The following is a 15,269-nucleotide window of genomic DNA, read 5'->3' on the forward strand; positions in this document are numbered from 1 at the left end:
TTCAAAGTACCCCAGCCTCAAGCGGGTGCAGATAAAGAAAGCGCGGAGCCGCCACGCCTGCCTCCTGGCGGATCTGTTCAAGGCGGGGTGACTCGAAGAATCGTCTGGCGTCTGCGTGGGATGTCCAGGTGGAGAGATGTACGATCAGGAGGACATTGGCTTCGTCGCGCAGCACTTGGTAGGAAAGTTCCCCGGCGGCCTTCCGGATGGTAGCAGCCGAATCGAAGACTCTTTTCCACGGCGCATAAGCCTGCACTTCGTGGAGAATCAGAACCTGTGGTCCAGAGGGACTGACGGCTTGGTCGCGTGGTTGCACCGATCAATGCTACCAGAAAGACAAACATGCTGGAAATACCATGATTGGCCGTTAGTGATGCTGAATAGATATGATAGATTATTCGATCCGGGAACTGGAGTGCTTTGTCGCGGTAGCCGAGGAACTGTCCTTCACCCGGGCGGCTCGGCGCCTGCATCTGTCGCAGCCGCCATTGTCCCGGCACATTCAATCCCTGGAAGCCCGGCTAGGTATCAAGCTGTTTACGCGCTCACCCCGCTCGGTCGCGTTGACGCCGGCGGGACGCGCCCTGCTGACCGATACTAAGGGGGCATTGGTGCAGCTCCAACGTGCGGGGGATCGGGCTCGGAGGGCCTCCCGGGGAGAAACCGCCCGGCTGGATCTTGGATTCGTCAGCGCGGTGCTAAACCCGGATTTGATCAGCATCTTTCAGCGCTATCGCACGTCTCACCCGGCTGTGGACTTGACCTTACATGACTGTCCCCCGGCCGAGCAATTACGGGCTATTGCGGAAGGGCGACTGGACGGCGGATTTGTCGGCGCCTCGCCGGCCACACTCACATCAGGTTTGGTCTTTATCCCATGGAGCAAGGAGCCCCTGATGGTCTTCCTTCCTCGCGGTCATAGGCTGCAAGACACCGCCAAGGTAAGAATGGCCGATCTGGCTGCGGAATCGTTCGTGATGGTGGCTGCGGAGTCGGCTCCTTGTTTCTCGCAGCAGATCCACGAACTGTGCCTTGAGGCGGGATTTCGCCCCAAGGTCGTCCAGGAGGCGAGCCGCGGACAAGCGGTTGCCGTTATGGTTGCCGCTGGAACGGGTATCGCGATCCTGCCGGCATCCATGTCGCGCATCGCCGGTGAGTCCTCGCTCGCAATCCCGATTACCACGAAAGGCGCAACAGTGACGTATGTCTTTGCCCATCGGCGTGGCGAACAAGAACCCCCTCTCAGAAATTTCGTGGCCGGATTGGAGGGATGAGCGCTAAGGCAGCCGCTTAGTAAGATTCAGCCTCAGATTCTTGTGAAGGTATAGCGAATATCGATGCAGACTTATCTCCCAAGAAAATGCTCAGAACCCGCGATCTGATGAACGCCGCGTTGCGGCCTGCTGATATGTTTGAACTCTATGGTATCCCGTCCAGCACACTCTGCGGTTATGTAATAATCCCGATCAAGTGCGACGCCTGCCATCGCGACTGGTGCCGGGACGGCAGGGAGGGAAGGGGCTCAGAATCATTATGCATGCTGAACTGCGGCAGAGCTCGATAAGTTGAAAGCGACTTGACTATATACGCTATTCGCGAATAGCGTATACTCATGTTTACCAAGCCACAAGACATCGTCGTGGCGCTAAAGTTGAGCTTGAGCAACTCAATCTCCAGCTACGCAGAGTTGGGGAAGAGCTTGGGCATGAGCGCTTCCGAGGTCCATGCAGCCGTGCGGCGCCTCCAAGAGGCGCGACTGCTCGACCCGGAAACCAAACAGGTGCGCTTCGAAGCGCTAAGAAACTTTTTGGTGCATGGTGTTCCCTACGCCTTCCCCGTAAGCCCCAAGGCCGTCACGCGAGGAATGCCAACCGCTTGGGCCGCACCGGCAATGTCAGACAAGATAAGCGCTGCGGACCAGATGCCACCGGTCTGGCCTGACCCGGATGGGAAGGTGCAAGGCGCCGCTGTGCAGCCGCTCTATCCCAGTGTTCCAGGGGCCGCACGACGCGATCCGGAGCTTTACCGACTACTTGCGCTGGCAGACGCCTTGCGCATCGGTCGTGCGCGCGAACGCGCAATAGCGGAAAAGGAACTTGGTCTGCATCTGAATCGCCATGCCCACGCCTAATCTCGGTGCATTGCGAGCGGTGGCGGACCGGCTGGATGGATTGGAGCTCAGCTATGCGTTTGTCGGTGGGTCCGTGGTAAATCTCCTGCTCGATGACCCAGCTTTTGCGCCTGCGCGCCCGACCGATGATGTGGATGTCATCGTCGAGGTCGTCGCCGACAAACGTTACTCCGAATTGGAGGCGCGCATTCGCGCACTCGGATTCAACCATGACATGCGAGAGGGAGCGCCACTTTGTCGATGGGTCTTGGGCAACTTGACCGTGGACATCATGCCGACGGACGGCGCGGAAATTGGGCTCAATACAACATGGTTTAAGGAAGCCTTGGCGACAGCGACTGAGCAGGAGTTCTCGCATACACGGCTGAAGCTTGTTTCACCGGCTGCATTTCTCGCGACCAAGTATGTGGCTTTTGTGGACCGCGGGTATGGCGACTATTACGCCAGCCACGATCTGGAGGACTTCATCACCGTGGTGGATGGCCGCGAAGGAATCGTCGCGGACATAGATAGAGCGCCCGCGGAGTTGCGGAAGTATCTGGTCACTGCCGTGCGGGCGCTGCTAGCGGTGCCCGCGTTTGACGAGGCATTGCCAGGCCAAATTCCGCCTGACCAAGCCAGTCAATTGAGGTTACCAAAACTACGCGCGAAGCTGCACGCCATCGCGGGCCTCCGATAGCGTTACATGATCGCCAGAAGGCCGATCAACCGAATGGACGGTTCAAAAAAATCATATTTGCACCCATCGGAACACTCTTTTGGTGCTCTTGTAGCACATCCTCATAGTTCCGAACCCGGACCGCGCGTTCAATCGGAACGGATGTATGGACCATTGGCTCAGTTTAGGGCGCCGCTTCAGGGGTGGCGATGTCCGCGCCGGAATCCGCACCAAGTGTGATGCGTTTGCCGGTCCTCGCGGACTCTTTGGCGGCGTCCAGAATTTCAGCCACGATCAGGTTCACCTCAATGGACGAGAGGCCGGTCACTTGGATTTCACCGCGAACCACGGCGCCGAAATAGGAAAGGGTGTCGGCATAAGGTAGCGGCATCGCAGGCGCGGGCAACGGGATCTCGGCGGCATTTCCTTTTCGCAGGTACATCGATTTGCCATCGGGCAAGCGCAGCGCCCCGGTTTCGCCGTAGAGATCCATATCTTTTCGGCCATAAGGCCAGTTCCAGGAGGCTTGGATGATCGCCTGGGCGCGGGGGTAGGTGAGAACGATCGTCGCCTCGTCATCCACCTTGGGGTAGACGTCAGGCTGCAGCTGTTGCGTGACGGCGAAAACCGAATCAGGCCGTTGCCCATCCATCAGCCAGGTGGCCAGGTTGGCGCCATAGCAGCCGAAATCCATCAACGCCCCGCCGCCGTTCAGCACCGGGTCGGTCAACCAATCCAGAAAGTAGGATGAGCAGATGGGAGCCGGGCCGGAATGACCGTCGCGGATCACGAGTTTGCGCAAATCGCCGATCGCCCGCTGCCGGTGGACGGCATCGTAGGCGCCGTGGGTGCTCCGATACCAGGTGGTCTCGTAATTCACGACCAGCTGGATGTCGCCTTGGCGCGCGGCCTCCGCCATCTTCTGGGCGTCCGCCAGGCTCACGGCCAGGGGTTTTTCCATCATGACATGGATCCCGAGGGGAGCACACATCTCCACCACCGACAGGTGATCAAACGTCGAGGTGAAGGCCGCGACCGCCTGCACGTCATGCTTGGCGCGAAGGGCCGCCAGGCTCGGGTAAAACAGATTTGCCTCCAGGTTAAAGTCCCGGGCGATCTTGGCGGCCAGGGCCTGGTTGGGCTCCACGATGCCCACGAGCTGGACATCACGCCGGCTGAGCAGATCTGGCAGGAATCCCGTCACATGGTCGTGGACCAAACCGATGATGGCGAGCCGCACGGGTGGAGGGCTTTCCTGGGACGAAGCGCAGGCGGCAACCAGCATGAAAGCGAGCAGGGTGAGGAGTTTTTTCATGGGGAGGTGGGTAAACCGCAAAGCAACGGAAAGGAGTCGGGCGCCGCGACTCGCCCCAGGCCGGCGTCTTGCGGCGGCACCGTGCGGTTCGCCTGCCGGTGGAGCGCCAACGCGCCGGAGCCTAGAGCTCGCGGAGGGCGGCGGCGATGGGCTGGCGGGCGGCGCGGAGGGCGGGGAGGAGGCCACCGATCAGGCCGATCAGGGTCGCCCAGATCACGCCCTGGACCACCAGTGCGGGGGTCACGGCGAAGGAGAAGGCCACTTGGCTGAAGCTCTGCCAGTTCATCGTGGCGGCATGGAAATTGTTGAAGGCGAGGTAGGCGAGAGCGGACCCGAGGGCTCCGCCACCCAGTGCCAGCAGGAGCGATTCGAGCATGAGGGCGATGACCACGGCGCCGCCGCCAAAGCCAAGCGCGCGCAGCGTCGCAATCTCGCGGGTGCGGGTCGCCACCGCGCTGTACATCGTGTTCAGCGCACCGAAGACCGCGCCGATGGCCATGAGGAAGGCAATCAGGTAGCCCAGGGTCGTGATCAGGCGGGTCATGCCCTCGGACTGCGCCGCGAAGTGCTCGGACTGGCGCAGGACCTTGACGCTGAGCTGGGGGTTGGCGGTGAGGGCGTCCTTGAATTCCTGGAAGGCCCCGGCCGAGTTCAGCCGGGCGTAGACCGACTGGAAGGAGTCGCCACGCTGGTAGGCGGCCTGCAGGACGCGGGCGTCAGTCCAGACCTCCGACTCGGCCACACCGCCACTGGCCGTGAACACGCCGACGACCGGCCAGGCGTCACGACCGACCTGTACCGTGCCGCCGACCTCGAGGCCGGCGAACTCGCGCGCGGCGCCGGCGCCGACGATGACCTCGTTCTTGCCCCACTCGAACATCCGGCCGGCGGTGATCTGCAGGTTGTCCCGCACCGCGGGCGCGGCGCTCTCGACTCCGCGCAGGGGGACGTTGGCGTCGGTGCCGGTCGAGCGCTTGGGGAGGTTTATGATGACGAAGAGCTCGGCGGAGGCGAGGGGGCCCGCCGCGTTGCGGGCGACGCCGGGGGCGTCGGCGATGAGGCGCGTCTCGGCGCGACCGAAGCCGCTGACCATCTCGCTGTCGGAGCCGCTGCGCAGGACGATGGCGGCGTCGGCCGAGCCCGAGTTGGCCATGGCGCGGCGGAAGCCCGTGCCGATTGAGAGGACACCAATGAAAACGAGCACGACCCCCGCGATGCCGATGACCGTGGCCGCCACCGAGCCGCGGCGCTGCGGTATGCCCATGACTCCGAAACGGAGGATGGCGGCGACCTGGGAGAACCAGTTGAGCAGGGTGGTCATGGCGTGAGCGTGCGGGTGCGGGAGCGGCCGGGTGAAGGTGGATTCAAGGGCGGGGAGACAGGGGTTTGATCGCTCTGATTTACAGGCTCGCTCGGTCTACATTCTCCGGAGGGCGTCGGCGACCTTGAGGCGCATGGCTTGCTGGGCAGGGAGGATGCCCGTGATGAGCCCGAGCCCGAGGCTGAGGGCAAGGCCGAGCAGCAGGTCGCGCACGGGGAAGAAGAACAGCGGGAGCATGCCGCCCGTGGGGTCGCCCTGGGAGGTCAGCACCCAGGCGAGCCCGAGGCCGAGTCCGCCGCCGATGCCGGTAAGCAGGCAGGACTCCGCCAGCACGAGGCCGAGTACCTGGCTATTGGTGAAGCCGATGGCCTTGAGCACCCCCAGTTCGCCGATGCGCTCGCGCACGGCCTGGGACATGGTGCTGCCCGTCACGAGCAGGATGGTGAAGAAGACGGCGCCGAGGATGCTGGTGACGATGAGCGCGATGTTGCCGATCTGGTTGGCGAAGCCCTGGGCGAAGGCGCCCTCGGGCTCGGTCTTGGTCTCGGCAGGGGAGTTCTCGAATTCCTGGTCGACCGCGCGGGCGACCGCGGCGGCCTGGGCGGGGTCCTTGACCCGGATCGTGTACCAGCCGACCTGGCCGGTGCCCCAGTTCTGGGCCCGGCGGGCCTCGTCGAAGTAGTCGTAGCGGAAGAACAGGGCGGTCGTGTCGGTGCCCTTTTTCTCGCCGTCGAAGATGCCGACGAGCTCGAACTCCCAGGTCTGCCGCATCCAAATGGGGGACATGATCGGGATCTTGTCACCGATCTTCCAGCCGAAGCGCTGGGCGGTGTTGCGCCCGACGATGGCGCCCGTGCGGGTCGCGAGCCATGCCTGCATCTGCTCGGGTGGCAGGCGGAACTCGGGGAACATGGCCATGAACTGCTCCGGCACCACGGGGCATTGCATGAAGAAATTCTTCGGGTCCTGGTAGATCCCGCCGAACCAGGTCTGGTGCGCCGCCGCGGCGACGCCGGGGAGGCGCTCCATGCGCGCCTGGTAGGTTTCCGGCAGCAGCTGGATGAGCGACACCTTGTGGCGCACGATCAGCCGGTCCGCCCCGGCCAGCTCGACGCCGCCGACCAGCGCCTGCTTGATGGCGCAGAGAAAGCCGAAAAGCACGAAGGCCACGAGGATCGACAGGAGCGTCAGCGCCGTCCGCAGCTTGCGGCGCCGGAGATTGCCCCAGACCAGGTGGAAGAACTTCATGACTGCGCCTCGCTGGTGAGCCGGCCCTTGGTGAGGTGGACAGTGCGGGCCGCGCGCGCGGAGGCGTGCGGGTCGTGGGTCACCATGACGATGGTCTTGCCGTGCTCGCGGTTGAGGGCCGTGAGCAGGTCGAGGATCTCGTCGCCCGCCTTGCGGTCGAGGTCGCCGGTCGGCTCGTCGCAGAGCAGGAGGGTCGGGTCCGTGACGATGCCGCGGGCGATGCCCACGCGCTGCTGTTCGCCGCCCGACATCGTCCGGGGATAATGCGTGGCGCGGTGGGACAGCCCGACCATGGCGAGGGCGGTGGCGACGTGCTTTTGCCGCTGGACCTTGGTCAGGGGGGTGAGCAGGAGCGGGAGCTCCACGTTGCGCTCCGCCGTCAGCACGGGCATGAGGTTGTAGAGCTGGAAGACGAAGCCGATGTGCCGCGCGCGCCAGGCGGCAAGCTGGCGGTCGGAGAGGTTGTCGAGGCGGTCGCCCGCCACGGACACGCTGCCCTTGGTCGGGCGGTCGAGGCCGCCGATGAGGTTCAGCAGCGTGCTCTTGCCCGAGCCGGAGGGGCCCATGAGGGCGACGAATTCGCCGGCGGGCACGTGCAACGTGAGGTCCGAAAGCACATGGATGTCCTCCGAACCGCGGTGGAAAATCTTTTCCACGGCGTCCACGCGGACCAGCGGTTCTTTCTGCGGGGTTGGGTCGCTCATAAGCGGGTGGGGCGCACGGAGGCGCCGTCGGTCAGCTCGGTCGGGGCGTCCAGGGCGACGGTCTCGCCGTCGGCCACGCCGGCACTGAGGGTGGTCTCGGCGTCCTGTGTGCCGACAACCGTCACGGCGCGGCGCTCGGCCCGGCCGCCCGTCACAACGAAGACGACGTCGCGGCCGTCCCGGTTTTGCACGGCGGCCTTGGGGACGAGCACGAGGCGGGCCGGGTTGGCGGCCGGCGCGGCGCCGCTGTCGCGGAAGGCCACCTTCACCGCCATCTGCGGCAGGATGCGCGGGTCGAGCTGGTCGAAGCCGACCCGGACGCGGACGGTGGACTTCTGCCGGTCCGCGGTGGGGATGATGGCGATGACCTTGCAGGGAATTTTCCAGCCGGCATAGGCGTCGAGCGTGGCCTCAACCCCCTGGCCGGGGGCGACGCGGTTGATGTAGCTCTCGTTGACGTCGATCTCGATCTCGCGCGAATCCATGTCGACGACGGTGCAGATGCCGGTGCGGGTGAAGCCGCCCGAGGACATCGGGGAGATCATCTCGCCGGGCTGGGCGTTCTTGGAGGTGACGATGCCGGCGAAGGGGGCGCGGATGATGGTGTCGTCGAGTTGCTGTTGCCAGATGGCGACGGTGCGCTCGGCCACGGTCACGGTGGTTGCCTGCTGGGCCAGGCGCGCGCGGGCGGCGAGGGCTGCGGTCTCGGCGCGGTCGAAGTCGGCCTGGCTGGCGACGGTGCCCTGGAGCAGGGTGGCGAGGCGCCGGAGGTCGCGCTCGGCCTCGATGACGCGGACCTTGGTCTCCTCCAAGGCGGATTGCGCCGCGGCCAGCTGCGCCTGCGCGAGCTCGAGGTTGCCCCGGACGTTGGTGTCATCGAGCCGGGCGAGGATCTGGCCGGCGTCGACGCGGACACCCTCCTCGATGAGAATTTCCATCACCTTGCCGGTGACCTTGGAAGAGACGGTCGCCTCGCGGCGGGCGGTCACGTAGCCCGAGGCGTTGAGCACGGTACGTTCGGCGCCAGTGGCCGACACCGCACGGGCCACCGCGGTGCGGAGGGCCGGCGGCTGGGGCCGGGCGAACCACCAAGCCGCGGCCAGAGCCAGCAGGAGGAGGATGGCGGCCAGCACCAGCGGCAGGATCCGACGGGGGGCGGCCGGCGGTGTGCCGCGTTCGATGCGCAAGTCATCCAAGCTGGGGCGCGACGGGGTCATGCGATTGCGAGATAAACAGCCAACGCGGCGGAGGGTCAATGGCGATAGAGATACCATGACTTCCGTCATGGCCGGGTGGTGGCTTGAAGTGCCGCCGTTTTCCCGTCACTCATGGAAGGAATCGTATGACCAACGTGTCCGGCTCCTCCCTTGCGCAACAGTTCCAGCAGGCCTTTGGCCGCGCGCCGGTCGTCGTCGCCCGGGCGCCCGGGCGCGTGGAGTTCATCGGGAACCACACCGACTACAACGGCGGGGCTGTGCTGGGGGCGGCGATCAACCGGTCCGTCACGGTGGCGGCGGGGCCGAATGCGGACGGTCGTTTCCGCCTGCGCAGCACGAGCGGAACGCCGTCGCTGGACCTGGCGGCCGTGCCCGCCGGCCGGCTGACGGGGGCGGAGGCCTGGGCCAATTACCCGCTGGGGGTGTGGCGGTCGCTGGGTGACTTCAACCTGCCGCAGCCGGCCGGTTTTGACCTGCTGGTCGATTCCGACCTGCCCCCCGGGGCCGGGCTCAGCAGCAGCGCGGCCTTGGAACTCGCGACGGCGCTGGCCCTCTTGCAGCTGGCGGGGTCCGGCCCGATCACGCCGGACCGGCTCGCCACGCTGGGTCGTCACGCGGAGAACAAGTATGTGGGCGTGCCCTGCGGCATCCTCGACCAAGGCACGAGCGCCTTCGGGGCGGCGGGCCAGCTCGTGCATATTGATTGCCGCGGACCGGTGTTCTCCCGGGTACCGCTGCCCGGCGCCGTGCATTTGTGGATTTTCAACACCAAGGAGAAGCACGCGCTGGTGGACGGGTTGTACGCGACCCGTCACCGCGAGTGCATGGAGGCGGCCAAGACGCTCGGGGTGGCCCTCCTCGCCGATCTCACGCCGGCCCGGCTGCTACCGTTGCTGCCGAAACTGACGGCCGAACAGGCCAAGCGGGCGCAACATATCGTCGCGGAACACGCCCGGGTGCACGCCACCGGGGAGGCCCTCGCGGCCGGCGACCTCGTCGCAGCGGGCCGTCTGCTCACGGCCTCGCACCGCAGCTCTCAGCACCTCTTTGAGAACAGCACGCCGGCGCTGGACCGCCTGGTGGACCTGCTGGAGAAACATCCGGCCGTGCTGGGCGCGCGCCTCACGGGCGGCGGTTTCGGCGGGGCGGTGATGGCGTTGACGCGCGACTCGTTCACGCCGGCCGATGCCGAGGTGATCGCGGCGCAATCCGGTTCGCACCCCGAGGTCATCCACCTGTTGACGGCCGACGGGGCGCGGGTGGTGGGATGAGAATTCCGATGTAGGGGCGCCTGGGGCGCGCCCTTGGGCGTGGACGAGCCACGCCCTACAGGGTTTGATCGCCCTTCAGTCGAACCACTCGTCGTGGGGGTCGAAGGCGGGGACAGGGATGTTGACGAACTTGATCTGGCCGATGAGGCGGTGGCGGCAGCCGGGCTTGATCAGGATGGTGGACATGGGACGCACCGGGTGGAGTTCCCCGTCGAGCTCCATGTGGCCCTCGCCTTCGAGGATCAGGTAGATCTCGGTGAGTTTTTTGTGGTAGTGCGTCTGGGTGTCGACCTTGGCGTCCACGAGGTGGATGGTGGCCACGGGATTGTCGGGGGTGGCAAAGGCGCGGCGCGACTGGCCGCAGGGGCAGGGCACGGCCGGGATGTCATCGAAATGGGCGACGGTGAATTGCGGGGTCATGGCGGGGATCGATGGGGGTTAGGCCGACGAGGCACGAACGCTTGCGGGGGTAGGGTAGGGCGATGAGACGGAGGCTGTCCATCCGTGTTCACCGGTGTGGTGGGCTGGACGGTCCCATAGGGAAGGTTCATTTCGCTCTTGGAGGGCATCGCCCGGCCGCGTAGACAGGGCGCCGGTTGCCTTCATGAAATTCCACGTCTGGCTCAAGGTCATCCTCTGGACGCTCGTCGTCGCCGCCGGCGTCACCGCGATTGGCGTGCTTGCGTGGTCGCGCGGGGAGCCGGTGAGCACGTTGTGGGTCGTGGTGGCGGCGGTGTGCGTGTTCGCCGTGTCGTACCGGTTTCACTCGGCCTGGCTGATGGCGAAGGTGCTGACGCTGGACGAGCTGCGGGCGCCGCCGGCGGTGGTGAAGGAGGACGGGAAGGATTTTGTGCAGACGAACAAGTGGATCGTCTTCGGGCACCACTTCGCGGCGATTGCCGGGCCGGGGCCGCTGGTCGGGCCGGTGCTGGCGGCGCAGTTTGGTTTTCTACCGGGCATGCTGTGGATGCTGGTCGGGGCGACGCTCGGCGGGGCGGTGCACGACTGCGTGATCTTGTTCTGCTCGGTGCGGCGCGGGGGTAAGTCGCTCGGCCAGATGGTGCGGGACGAAGTCGGGCCCTTTGCCGGCGTGGTCGCCCTGGTGAGCATCGTGGCGATCATGGTCATCTTGCTGGCGGTGCTGGGGCTGGTGGTGGTCAACGCGCTGGCGGAGAGCCCGTGGGGGTTGTTCACGATCGCGGCGACGATGCCCATTGCGGTCGTGATGGGCTGCGGCCTGCGATACGGCGGGCACAGCGGGCGGTGGTTGGTGGCGATCAGCGCGTTCGGCGTGGTCGCGTTGCTGGCGGCGGTCTGGGGCGGCCAGTTTCTCCCCGGCACGGCGCTGGAGGGCTGGCTCACGCTGCACGGCACGACGCTGGCGTGGTGGATCATGGGGTACGGCGTGGTGGCGTCGATATTGCCGGTCTGGCTGCTGCTGGCGCCGCGCGACTACCTGAGCACGTTCATGAAGATCGGCACGGTGGCGGCCATGGGCCTGGCGATCGTGGCGCTGGCGCCGATGCTGAAGATGCCGGCGATCACGAAGTTCGTCGACGGCACGGGCCCGGTGGTGGCGGGGCCGTGGTTCCCGTTTGTGTTCATCACCATCGCGTGTGCGGCGGTGTCGGGTTTCCACTCGCTGATCGCCTCGGGCACGACCCCGAAGCTGCTGATGCGCGAGAGCCACATCCGCACGGTGGGCTACGGCGCGATGGTCACGGAAATGGTGGTGGGCCTGATGGCGCTGATCGCGGCGTGCGCGATGGAGCCGGGCGAGTATTTTGCGATCAACATGAAGGGCGAGGCGGCGGTCGTGACGGCGCGGGTGACGGAGCTGGGGTTTCCGGTGACGACCGGGCAGATGGACGCGCTGGCGGCGAGCGTGGGCGAAAAGACGATGATCGGGCGCACCGGCGGGGCGCCGACCTTCGCGGTGGGCATGGCCCAGATGTTTGCGGGCGTGCTCGGTTCCCCGGGCGCGATGGCGCTATGGTACCACTTTGCGATCATGTTCGAGGCGCTTTTCATCCTGACGACGATCGACGCCGGCACGCGGGTGGGGCGGTTTGTGGTGCAGGATTTGCTCGGGCTGTTTTTCAAAAAGCTGGGCGACACGCGGTCGTTCGCGGGCAACACCGTGGCGACCCTGCTCTTTGTCGGGGCTTGGGGCTGGTTCCTTTACCAGGGCGTGGTGGATCCGTTGGGCGGGATCAATTCCCTGTGGCCGATCTTCGGCGTGGCGAACCAGCTGCTGGCGGTGATCGCGCTGGCGCTCGGTACGACCGTGCTGATCAAGATGGGCCGGGTGCGTTACCTGTGGGTGACGCTGGGGCCGCTGGCGTGGCTGCTGGCGGTGACGATGACGGCGGGCTGGATGAAGATATTCAGCCCCGCGCCCGTCGGGTTCCTGGCCATCGCCCGTGGGCTGCAGGGGAAAGTCGCCGCCGGGGGCACCCCCGCCGAGCTGGCGGTGTGGCGCGCCCAGATCCTGAACAACCACATTGATGCGGCCGTGACCGGGACCTTCCTCGTGTTGGTGTTGCTGGTGGTCGCGGCGAACGCCCGCGGGTGGTGGCTGCTGCTCTCCGGGCGCCGCCCGGTTGAACTCCGGGAAGAAACCTACGTGCCGCTGGCCGCGGCGCCGGCCGGGAAATGAGGCGCATCGCGGTCATCGCCGACACACACGACCGGGTGCCGCCCGGGCTGCTGGCGCGTCTGGCCGGGGCCGATGAGATCTGGCATCTCGGCGACGTGTGCGAGCCGGAGGTGCTGGCGGAGTTCGAGGCCCTGGGGAAGCCGTTGCAGGTGGTGCTCGGGAACAACGAGTGGCACAACCTTTGGCCGCTGGAGCTGGAGCTGGAGCGGTCAGGGCATCGTTTTCACCTGGTGCACATCCCGCCGCGGCACGCCCCCGCGGGGGTGGGGTTTGTGCTGCATGGTCACACCCATGTGCCGCGCGACGAGACCGATGCCGCCGGCGTGCGCTGGCTGAATCCGGGATGCATCACGCGGCCGCGCGGCGGCACGACGCACGGGTTTGCGTGGCTGATCCTGCAGGAGGGCGCCGCGCCCCGGTGGGAGCGCGTGGAGCTCTGACGCGAGGCGTCAGGACTGGACCGGCGGGACCGGGGCGGCCACCTGGGCGCCGAGTTCAGCGCGACGGTATTGGAAGCGGCCGACGTTGACGACCTCGGGCGGCTCGGTGCCGGCGATGATGCCGAAGGAAGTGATGACGCAGGCGATGCTGCCGCGGCGGCCGGCACGGGCCTGTTCCTGGATACGGGGCGGCGTGGGTTTGCCGTCCTTGCCGATGGTCGAAAGCAGGACGCGGCCGTCGGGCTCGATGATGACGAGGCTGTTGCCCGGCGTCTTGCCGGTGGCGTAGCTGCCCGCGACGGTGGCGAAGACCGAGGCGCGTTCGTCGGACGACTGCACGATGGTGATATCGTCCGGCACATCGCTGAGGCGTTTCTGCGGGAGGCCGAAGCGGAGGCCGACGGCGATGAGGACGACGGCGATGGCAAAGAGACCGGCGACCTCCAGGACCGAGCGAAGGGGGCTGGTCTGGCGGGCGCTGCGGGGGCGGGAGGAAGTTTTCGTCGGGACGACTGCGCCGGCGGAGAGGAACGGCGGGAGTTCGATCAGTTCCGCGGGGGTGTCGGCCGTCCAGTAGTCGTCGAAGAGGGAAACGCTCTTGTGGACACGGATGCGGCCCTGGTGGGCGGCGAGCCGGTAGCTGCGGTCGCCGCGGTGCACGATGAAACCGGGCTCGACCTTGGCGCCGACCGCGGTCGGAGCGAGCAGGAGCAGTTTTTCCGCGAAGCGGATGATGTCCTCGATCGAATGCTGGCCGGCTTCCAGGCGTTCCGACGCCGGAGCGAGCGCCGAGGCGTCGGCGGTGAGGTAGACCAGAGTAATGCGGTAGGTCACACTCATTTCTCGATGATGTAGACCAGCGAGTTGGTGGAGCCGACCTGGATGAGGCCGCTTTCGAGATCACCGTTGTCCATCTGCTTGTCGATCATGCGGAACAGCGCCTCATCATCGCTGAGGGGCTGGAGGCCCGAGGCGGTTTGCACGATAATCGCGGCCTTGGCGGTGATGCCATCCGCGGGGACGTCGAAATTCCATTTATAGACCCCGCCGATGGGACTCGGAAACCGGAAGCGGGACGGCATGCCGGTGGCCACTTCGGGTGGGATGACCTGAGGATCGCTGTTGGCCGGCCAGACGGCATTCTGCAAATTGTAGGTGATCAGCGTGGTGGAAAACTGGCGGAGGTCGTTTTCCAGCGCGGTCGTCTTGGACCGCATGGTGATATGCCGGTAGGTCGGCAGGGCCGCGGCGGCCAGCATCCCGATGATCACGACCACGACCATGATCTCCACCAAGGTGAAGGCATGCAGCCGGCGGCTGACGATGGCGGAGTTGGGCACGCGAGGCGGCATTTAGGGTATTGAACCTAGAGTAGATAGGAGAATGGAGCCGCCGCAAGCCTTCTGCGGTAAAATGGTCCTGAGAATGTCATCCTATTAACTGCGAACCATCCGGGAAAGGTTCCCGGCTACTTTTCTACGCCCGGGCCGCGGGGCCGAAGCGTGTAATAAAACTGGCGAAGGGTGCCGGGCGGAGCTACCACGGGGTCTTTGTGAGCGAAACTATTTCACCAGCGAACTTTGCGGCGATGGGCCTGGTGTTGGTGCCGAGCCGGCGGGCGCGGTCCTACCGGCTGACCTTGCGCAAGGACGGAACGGCAGCGGTCACGATTCCGCCGCGGGGGTCGGAGTCCGGGGCGCGTGCGTTTGCCGAGGAGCACCAAGCCTGGCTGACGCGGGCGCGGGCGCGCCAGGCGCGGCGACCGCGTCCGGCCGCCGTCTGGACGGTGGGCACGGCGGTATTGTGGCGTGGCGAGCTGACGGAAATCCGCGAGGCGCGGGCGGGGGAGCGGCCCCAGGTTTGCCTCGCCGCGGATGTGTTCCGGGTGCCGGCGCTGGCCGGCGACCTGCGGTTGGCGCTGGAAGCGGGCTTTGCGCGCCGGGCCAAGATCGAGCTGCCGGCGCGCACCTGGGAACTCGCCGCGGAGACGGGGGCGGACGTGAAGCGGGTGACGGTGCGTAACCAGCGGTCGCGCTGGGGATCCTGCTCAGCCGGCGGCACACTCTCGCTGAACTGGCGGCTGGTACAGGCGCCCGATTTCGTGCGCGACTACATCATCTACCACGAACTCGCCCACTTGCGGGAGATGAACCATTCCGACCGGTTTTGGGCGCACGTGGAGACGCTGTGCCCGGGGTGGCGCGACGCCGAACGCTGGCTCAAGCGGAACGGGTCGCTGCTGGGGTTGTGAGGCGGTCGTCCCAAGCTTTTGACCTACAGGCGGAGTCTCCGAACCGCGCCTTAC

Annotated in this window: 16 protein-coding genes; 7 read left to right on the forward strand and 9 right to left on the reverse strand. The window is 66.1% G+C overall.

Features of this window, described 5'->3' with window-relative positions; genetic code table 11:
* Window position 1: 1 nt before the first annotated feature.
* A complete protein-coding gene (locus Verru16B_RS07100) occupies window positions 2-316 on the reverse strand; it encodes an antibiotic biosynthesis monooxygenase (protein WP_069961624.1) in 315 nt (104 codons plus the stop codon).
* A 70-nt stretch (window positions 317-386) separates the two neighbouring features.
* Here Verru16B_RS07100 and Verru16B_RS07105 point away from each other — a divergent pair, with 70 nt between their 5' ends.
* The 3 genes from Verru16B_RS07105 to Verru16B_RS07115 all read left to right on the forward strand — a co-directional run bounded on the left by Verru16B_RS07105 (window position 387) and on the right by Verru16B_RS07115 (window position 2,810).
* Window positions 387-1,274 carry a LysR substrate-binding domain-containing protein gene (locus tag Verru16B_RS07105; protein WP_069961625.1) on the forward strand — a complete coding sequence of 296 codons (888 nt, stop codon included), beginning with the start codon at window positions 387-389 and terminating at the stop codon, window positions 1,272-1,274.
* 338 nt (window positions 1,275-1,612) lie between these two features.
* On the forward strand, window positions 1,613-2,131 hold the full coding sequence (locus Verru16B_RS07110) for an AsnC family protein (RefSeq protein WP_069961626.1): 519 nt from the start codon (window positions 1,613-1,615) through the stop codon (window positions 2,129-2,131).
* A complete protein-coding gene (locus Verru16B_RS07115; protein ID WP_069961627.1) occupies window positions 2,118-2,810 on the forward strand; it encodes a hypothetical protein in 693 nt (230 codons plus the stop codon). Before Verru16B_RS07110 ends, Verru16B_RS07115 begins: the two co-directional genes overlap by 14 nt.
* Before the next feature lie 163 nt (window positions 2,811-2,973).
* Here Verru16B_RS07115 and Verru16B_RS07120 read toward each other — a convergent pair whose 3' ends face one another.
* The 5 genes from Verru16B_RS07120 to Verru16B_RS07140 all read right to left on the reverse strand — a co-directional run bounded on the left by Verru16B_RS07120 (window position 2,974) and on the right by Verru16B_RS07140 (window position 8,594).
* A complete protein-coding gene (locus tag Verru16B_RS07120) occupies window positions 2,974-4,104 on the reverse strand; it encodes a Gfo/Idh/MocA family protein (RefSeq protein ID WP_069961628.1) in 1,131 nt (376 codons plus the stop codon).
* 121 nt (window positions 4,105-4,225) lie between these two features.
* Window positions 4,226-5,425 carry an ABC transporter permease gene (locus tag Verru16B_RS07125; protein ID WP_069961629.1) on the reverse strand — a complete coding sequence of 400 codons (1,200 nt, stop codon included), beginning with the start codon at window positions 5,423-5,425 and terminating at the stop codon, window positions 4,226-4,228.
* A 96-nt stretch (window positions 5,426-5,521) separates the two neighbouring features.
* Window positions 5,522-6,673, reverse strand: a complete 1,152-nt coding sequence (locus Verru16B_RS07130) for an ABC transporter permease (RefSeq protein ID WP_069961630.1) — start codon at window positions 6,671-6,673, stop codon at window positions 5,522-5,524.
* Window positions 6,670-7,377: an ABC transporter ATP-binding protein gene (locus Verru16B_RS07135; protein ID WP_069961631.1), complete on the reverse strand. Its 708-nt coding sequence runs from the start codon at window positions 7,375-7,377 to the stop codon at window positions 6,670-6,672. Before Verru16B_RS07135 ends, Verru16B_RS07130 begins: the two co-directional genes overlap by 4 nt.
* Window positions 7,374-8,594: an efflux RND transporter periplasmic adaptor subunit gene (locus Verru16B_RS07140; RefSeq protein WP_069961632.1), complete on the reverse strand. Its 1,221-nt coding sequence runs from the start codon at window positions 8,592-8,594 to the stop codon at window positions 7,374-7,376. The genes Verru16B_RS07135 and Verru16B_RS07140 overlap by 4 nt, the downstream gene beginning before the upstream one ends.
* 125 nt (window positions 8,595-8,719) lie before the next feature.
* Between Verru16B_RS07140 and galK the strand changes: the two genes are divergently transcribed.
* On the forward strand, window positions 8,720-9,865 hold the full coding sequence (gene galK / locus Verru16B_RS07145; protein WP_069961633.1) for a galactokinase: 1,146 nt from the start codon (window positions 8,720-8,722) through the stop codon (window positions 9,863-9,865).
* A gap of 75 nt (window positions 9,866-9,940) precedes the next feature.
* Here galK and Verru16B_RS07150 read toward each other — a convergent pair whose 3' ends face one another.
* Window positions 9,941-10,285: a cupin domain-containing protein gene (locus Verru16B_RS07150; protein ID WP_083270180.1), complete on the reverse strand. Its 345-nt coding sequence runs from the start codon at window positions 10,283-10,285 to the stop codon at window positions 9,941-9,943.
* 184 nt (window positions 10,286-10,469) lie between these two features.
* Between Verru16B_RS07150 and Verru16B_RS07155 the strand changes: the two genes are divergently transcribed.
* Together Verru16B_RS07155 and Verru16B_RS07160 are read left to right on the forward strand one after the other, a co-directional pair.
* On the forward strand, window positions 10,470-12,524 hold the full coding sequence (locus tag Verru16B_RS07155; protein ID WP_069961635.1) for a carbon starvation CstA family protein: 2,055 nt from the start codon (window positions 10,470-10,472) through the stop codon (window positions 12,522-12,524).
* Window positions 12,521-12,964 (forward strand): metallophosphoesterase family protein, encoded by a 444-nt coding sequence (locus tag Verru16B_RS07160; protein WP_069961636.1) that lies wholly within the window; start codon window positions 12,521-12,523, stop codon window positions 12,962-12,964. The genes Verru16B_RS07155 and Verru16B_RS07160 overlap by 4 nt, the downstream gene beginning before the upstream one ends.
* A gap of 9 nt (window positions 12,965-12,973) precedes the next feature.
* Here Verru16B_RS07160 and Verru16B_RS07165 read toward each other — a convergent pair whose 3' ends face one another.
* Together Verru16B_RS07165 and Verru16B_RS07170 are read right to left on the reverse strand one after the other, a co-directional pair.
* Window positions 12,974-13,804 carry a hypothetical protein gene (locus tag Verru16B_RS07165; RefSeq protein ID WP_069961637.1) on the reverse strand — a complete coding sequence of 277 codons (831 nt, stop codon included), beginning with the start codon at window positions 13,802-13,804 and terminating at the stop codon, window positions 12,974-12,976.
* A complete protein-coding gene (locus Verru16B_RS07170; protein ID WP_157772318.1) occupies window positions 13,801-14,304 on the reverse strand; it encodes a type II secretion system protein in 504 nt (167 codons plus the stop codon). Before Verru16B_RS07170 ends, Verru16B_RS07165 begins: the two co-directional genes overlap by 4 nt.
* Before the next feature lie 212 nt (window positions 14,305-14,516).
* Between Verru16B_RS07170 and Verru16B_RS07175 the strand changes: the two genes are divergently transcribed.
* The gene (locus tag Verru16B_RS07175; RefSeq protein WP_237023482.1) at window positions 14,517-15,215 is read left to right on the forward strand and encodes a M48 family metallopeptidase; all 699 of its coding nucleotides are present in this window, start codon (window positions 14,517-14,519) and stop codon (window positions 15,213-15,215) included.
* Window positions 15,216-15,269: the final 54 nt, after the last annotated feature.

Origin of the sequence: Lacunisphaera limnophila (assembly GCF_001746835.1) — a bacterium.
Taxonomy (GTDB): domain Bacteria; phylum Verrucomicrobiota; class Verrucomicrobiia; order Opitutales; family Opitutaceae; genus Lacunisphaera; species Lacunisphaera limnophila.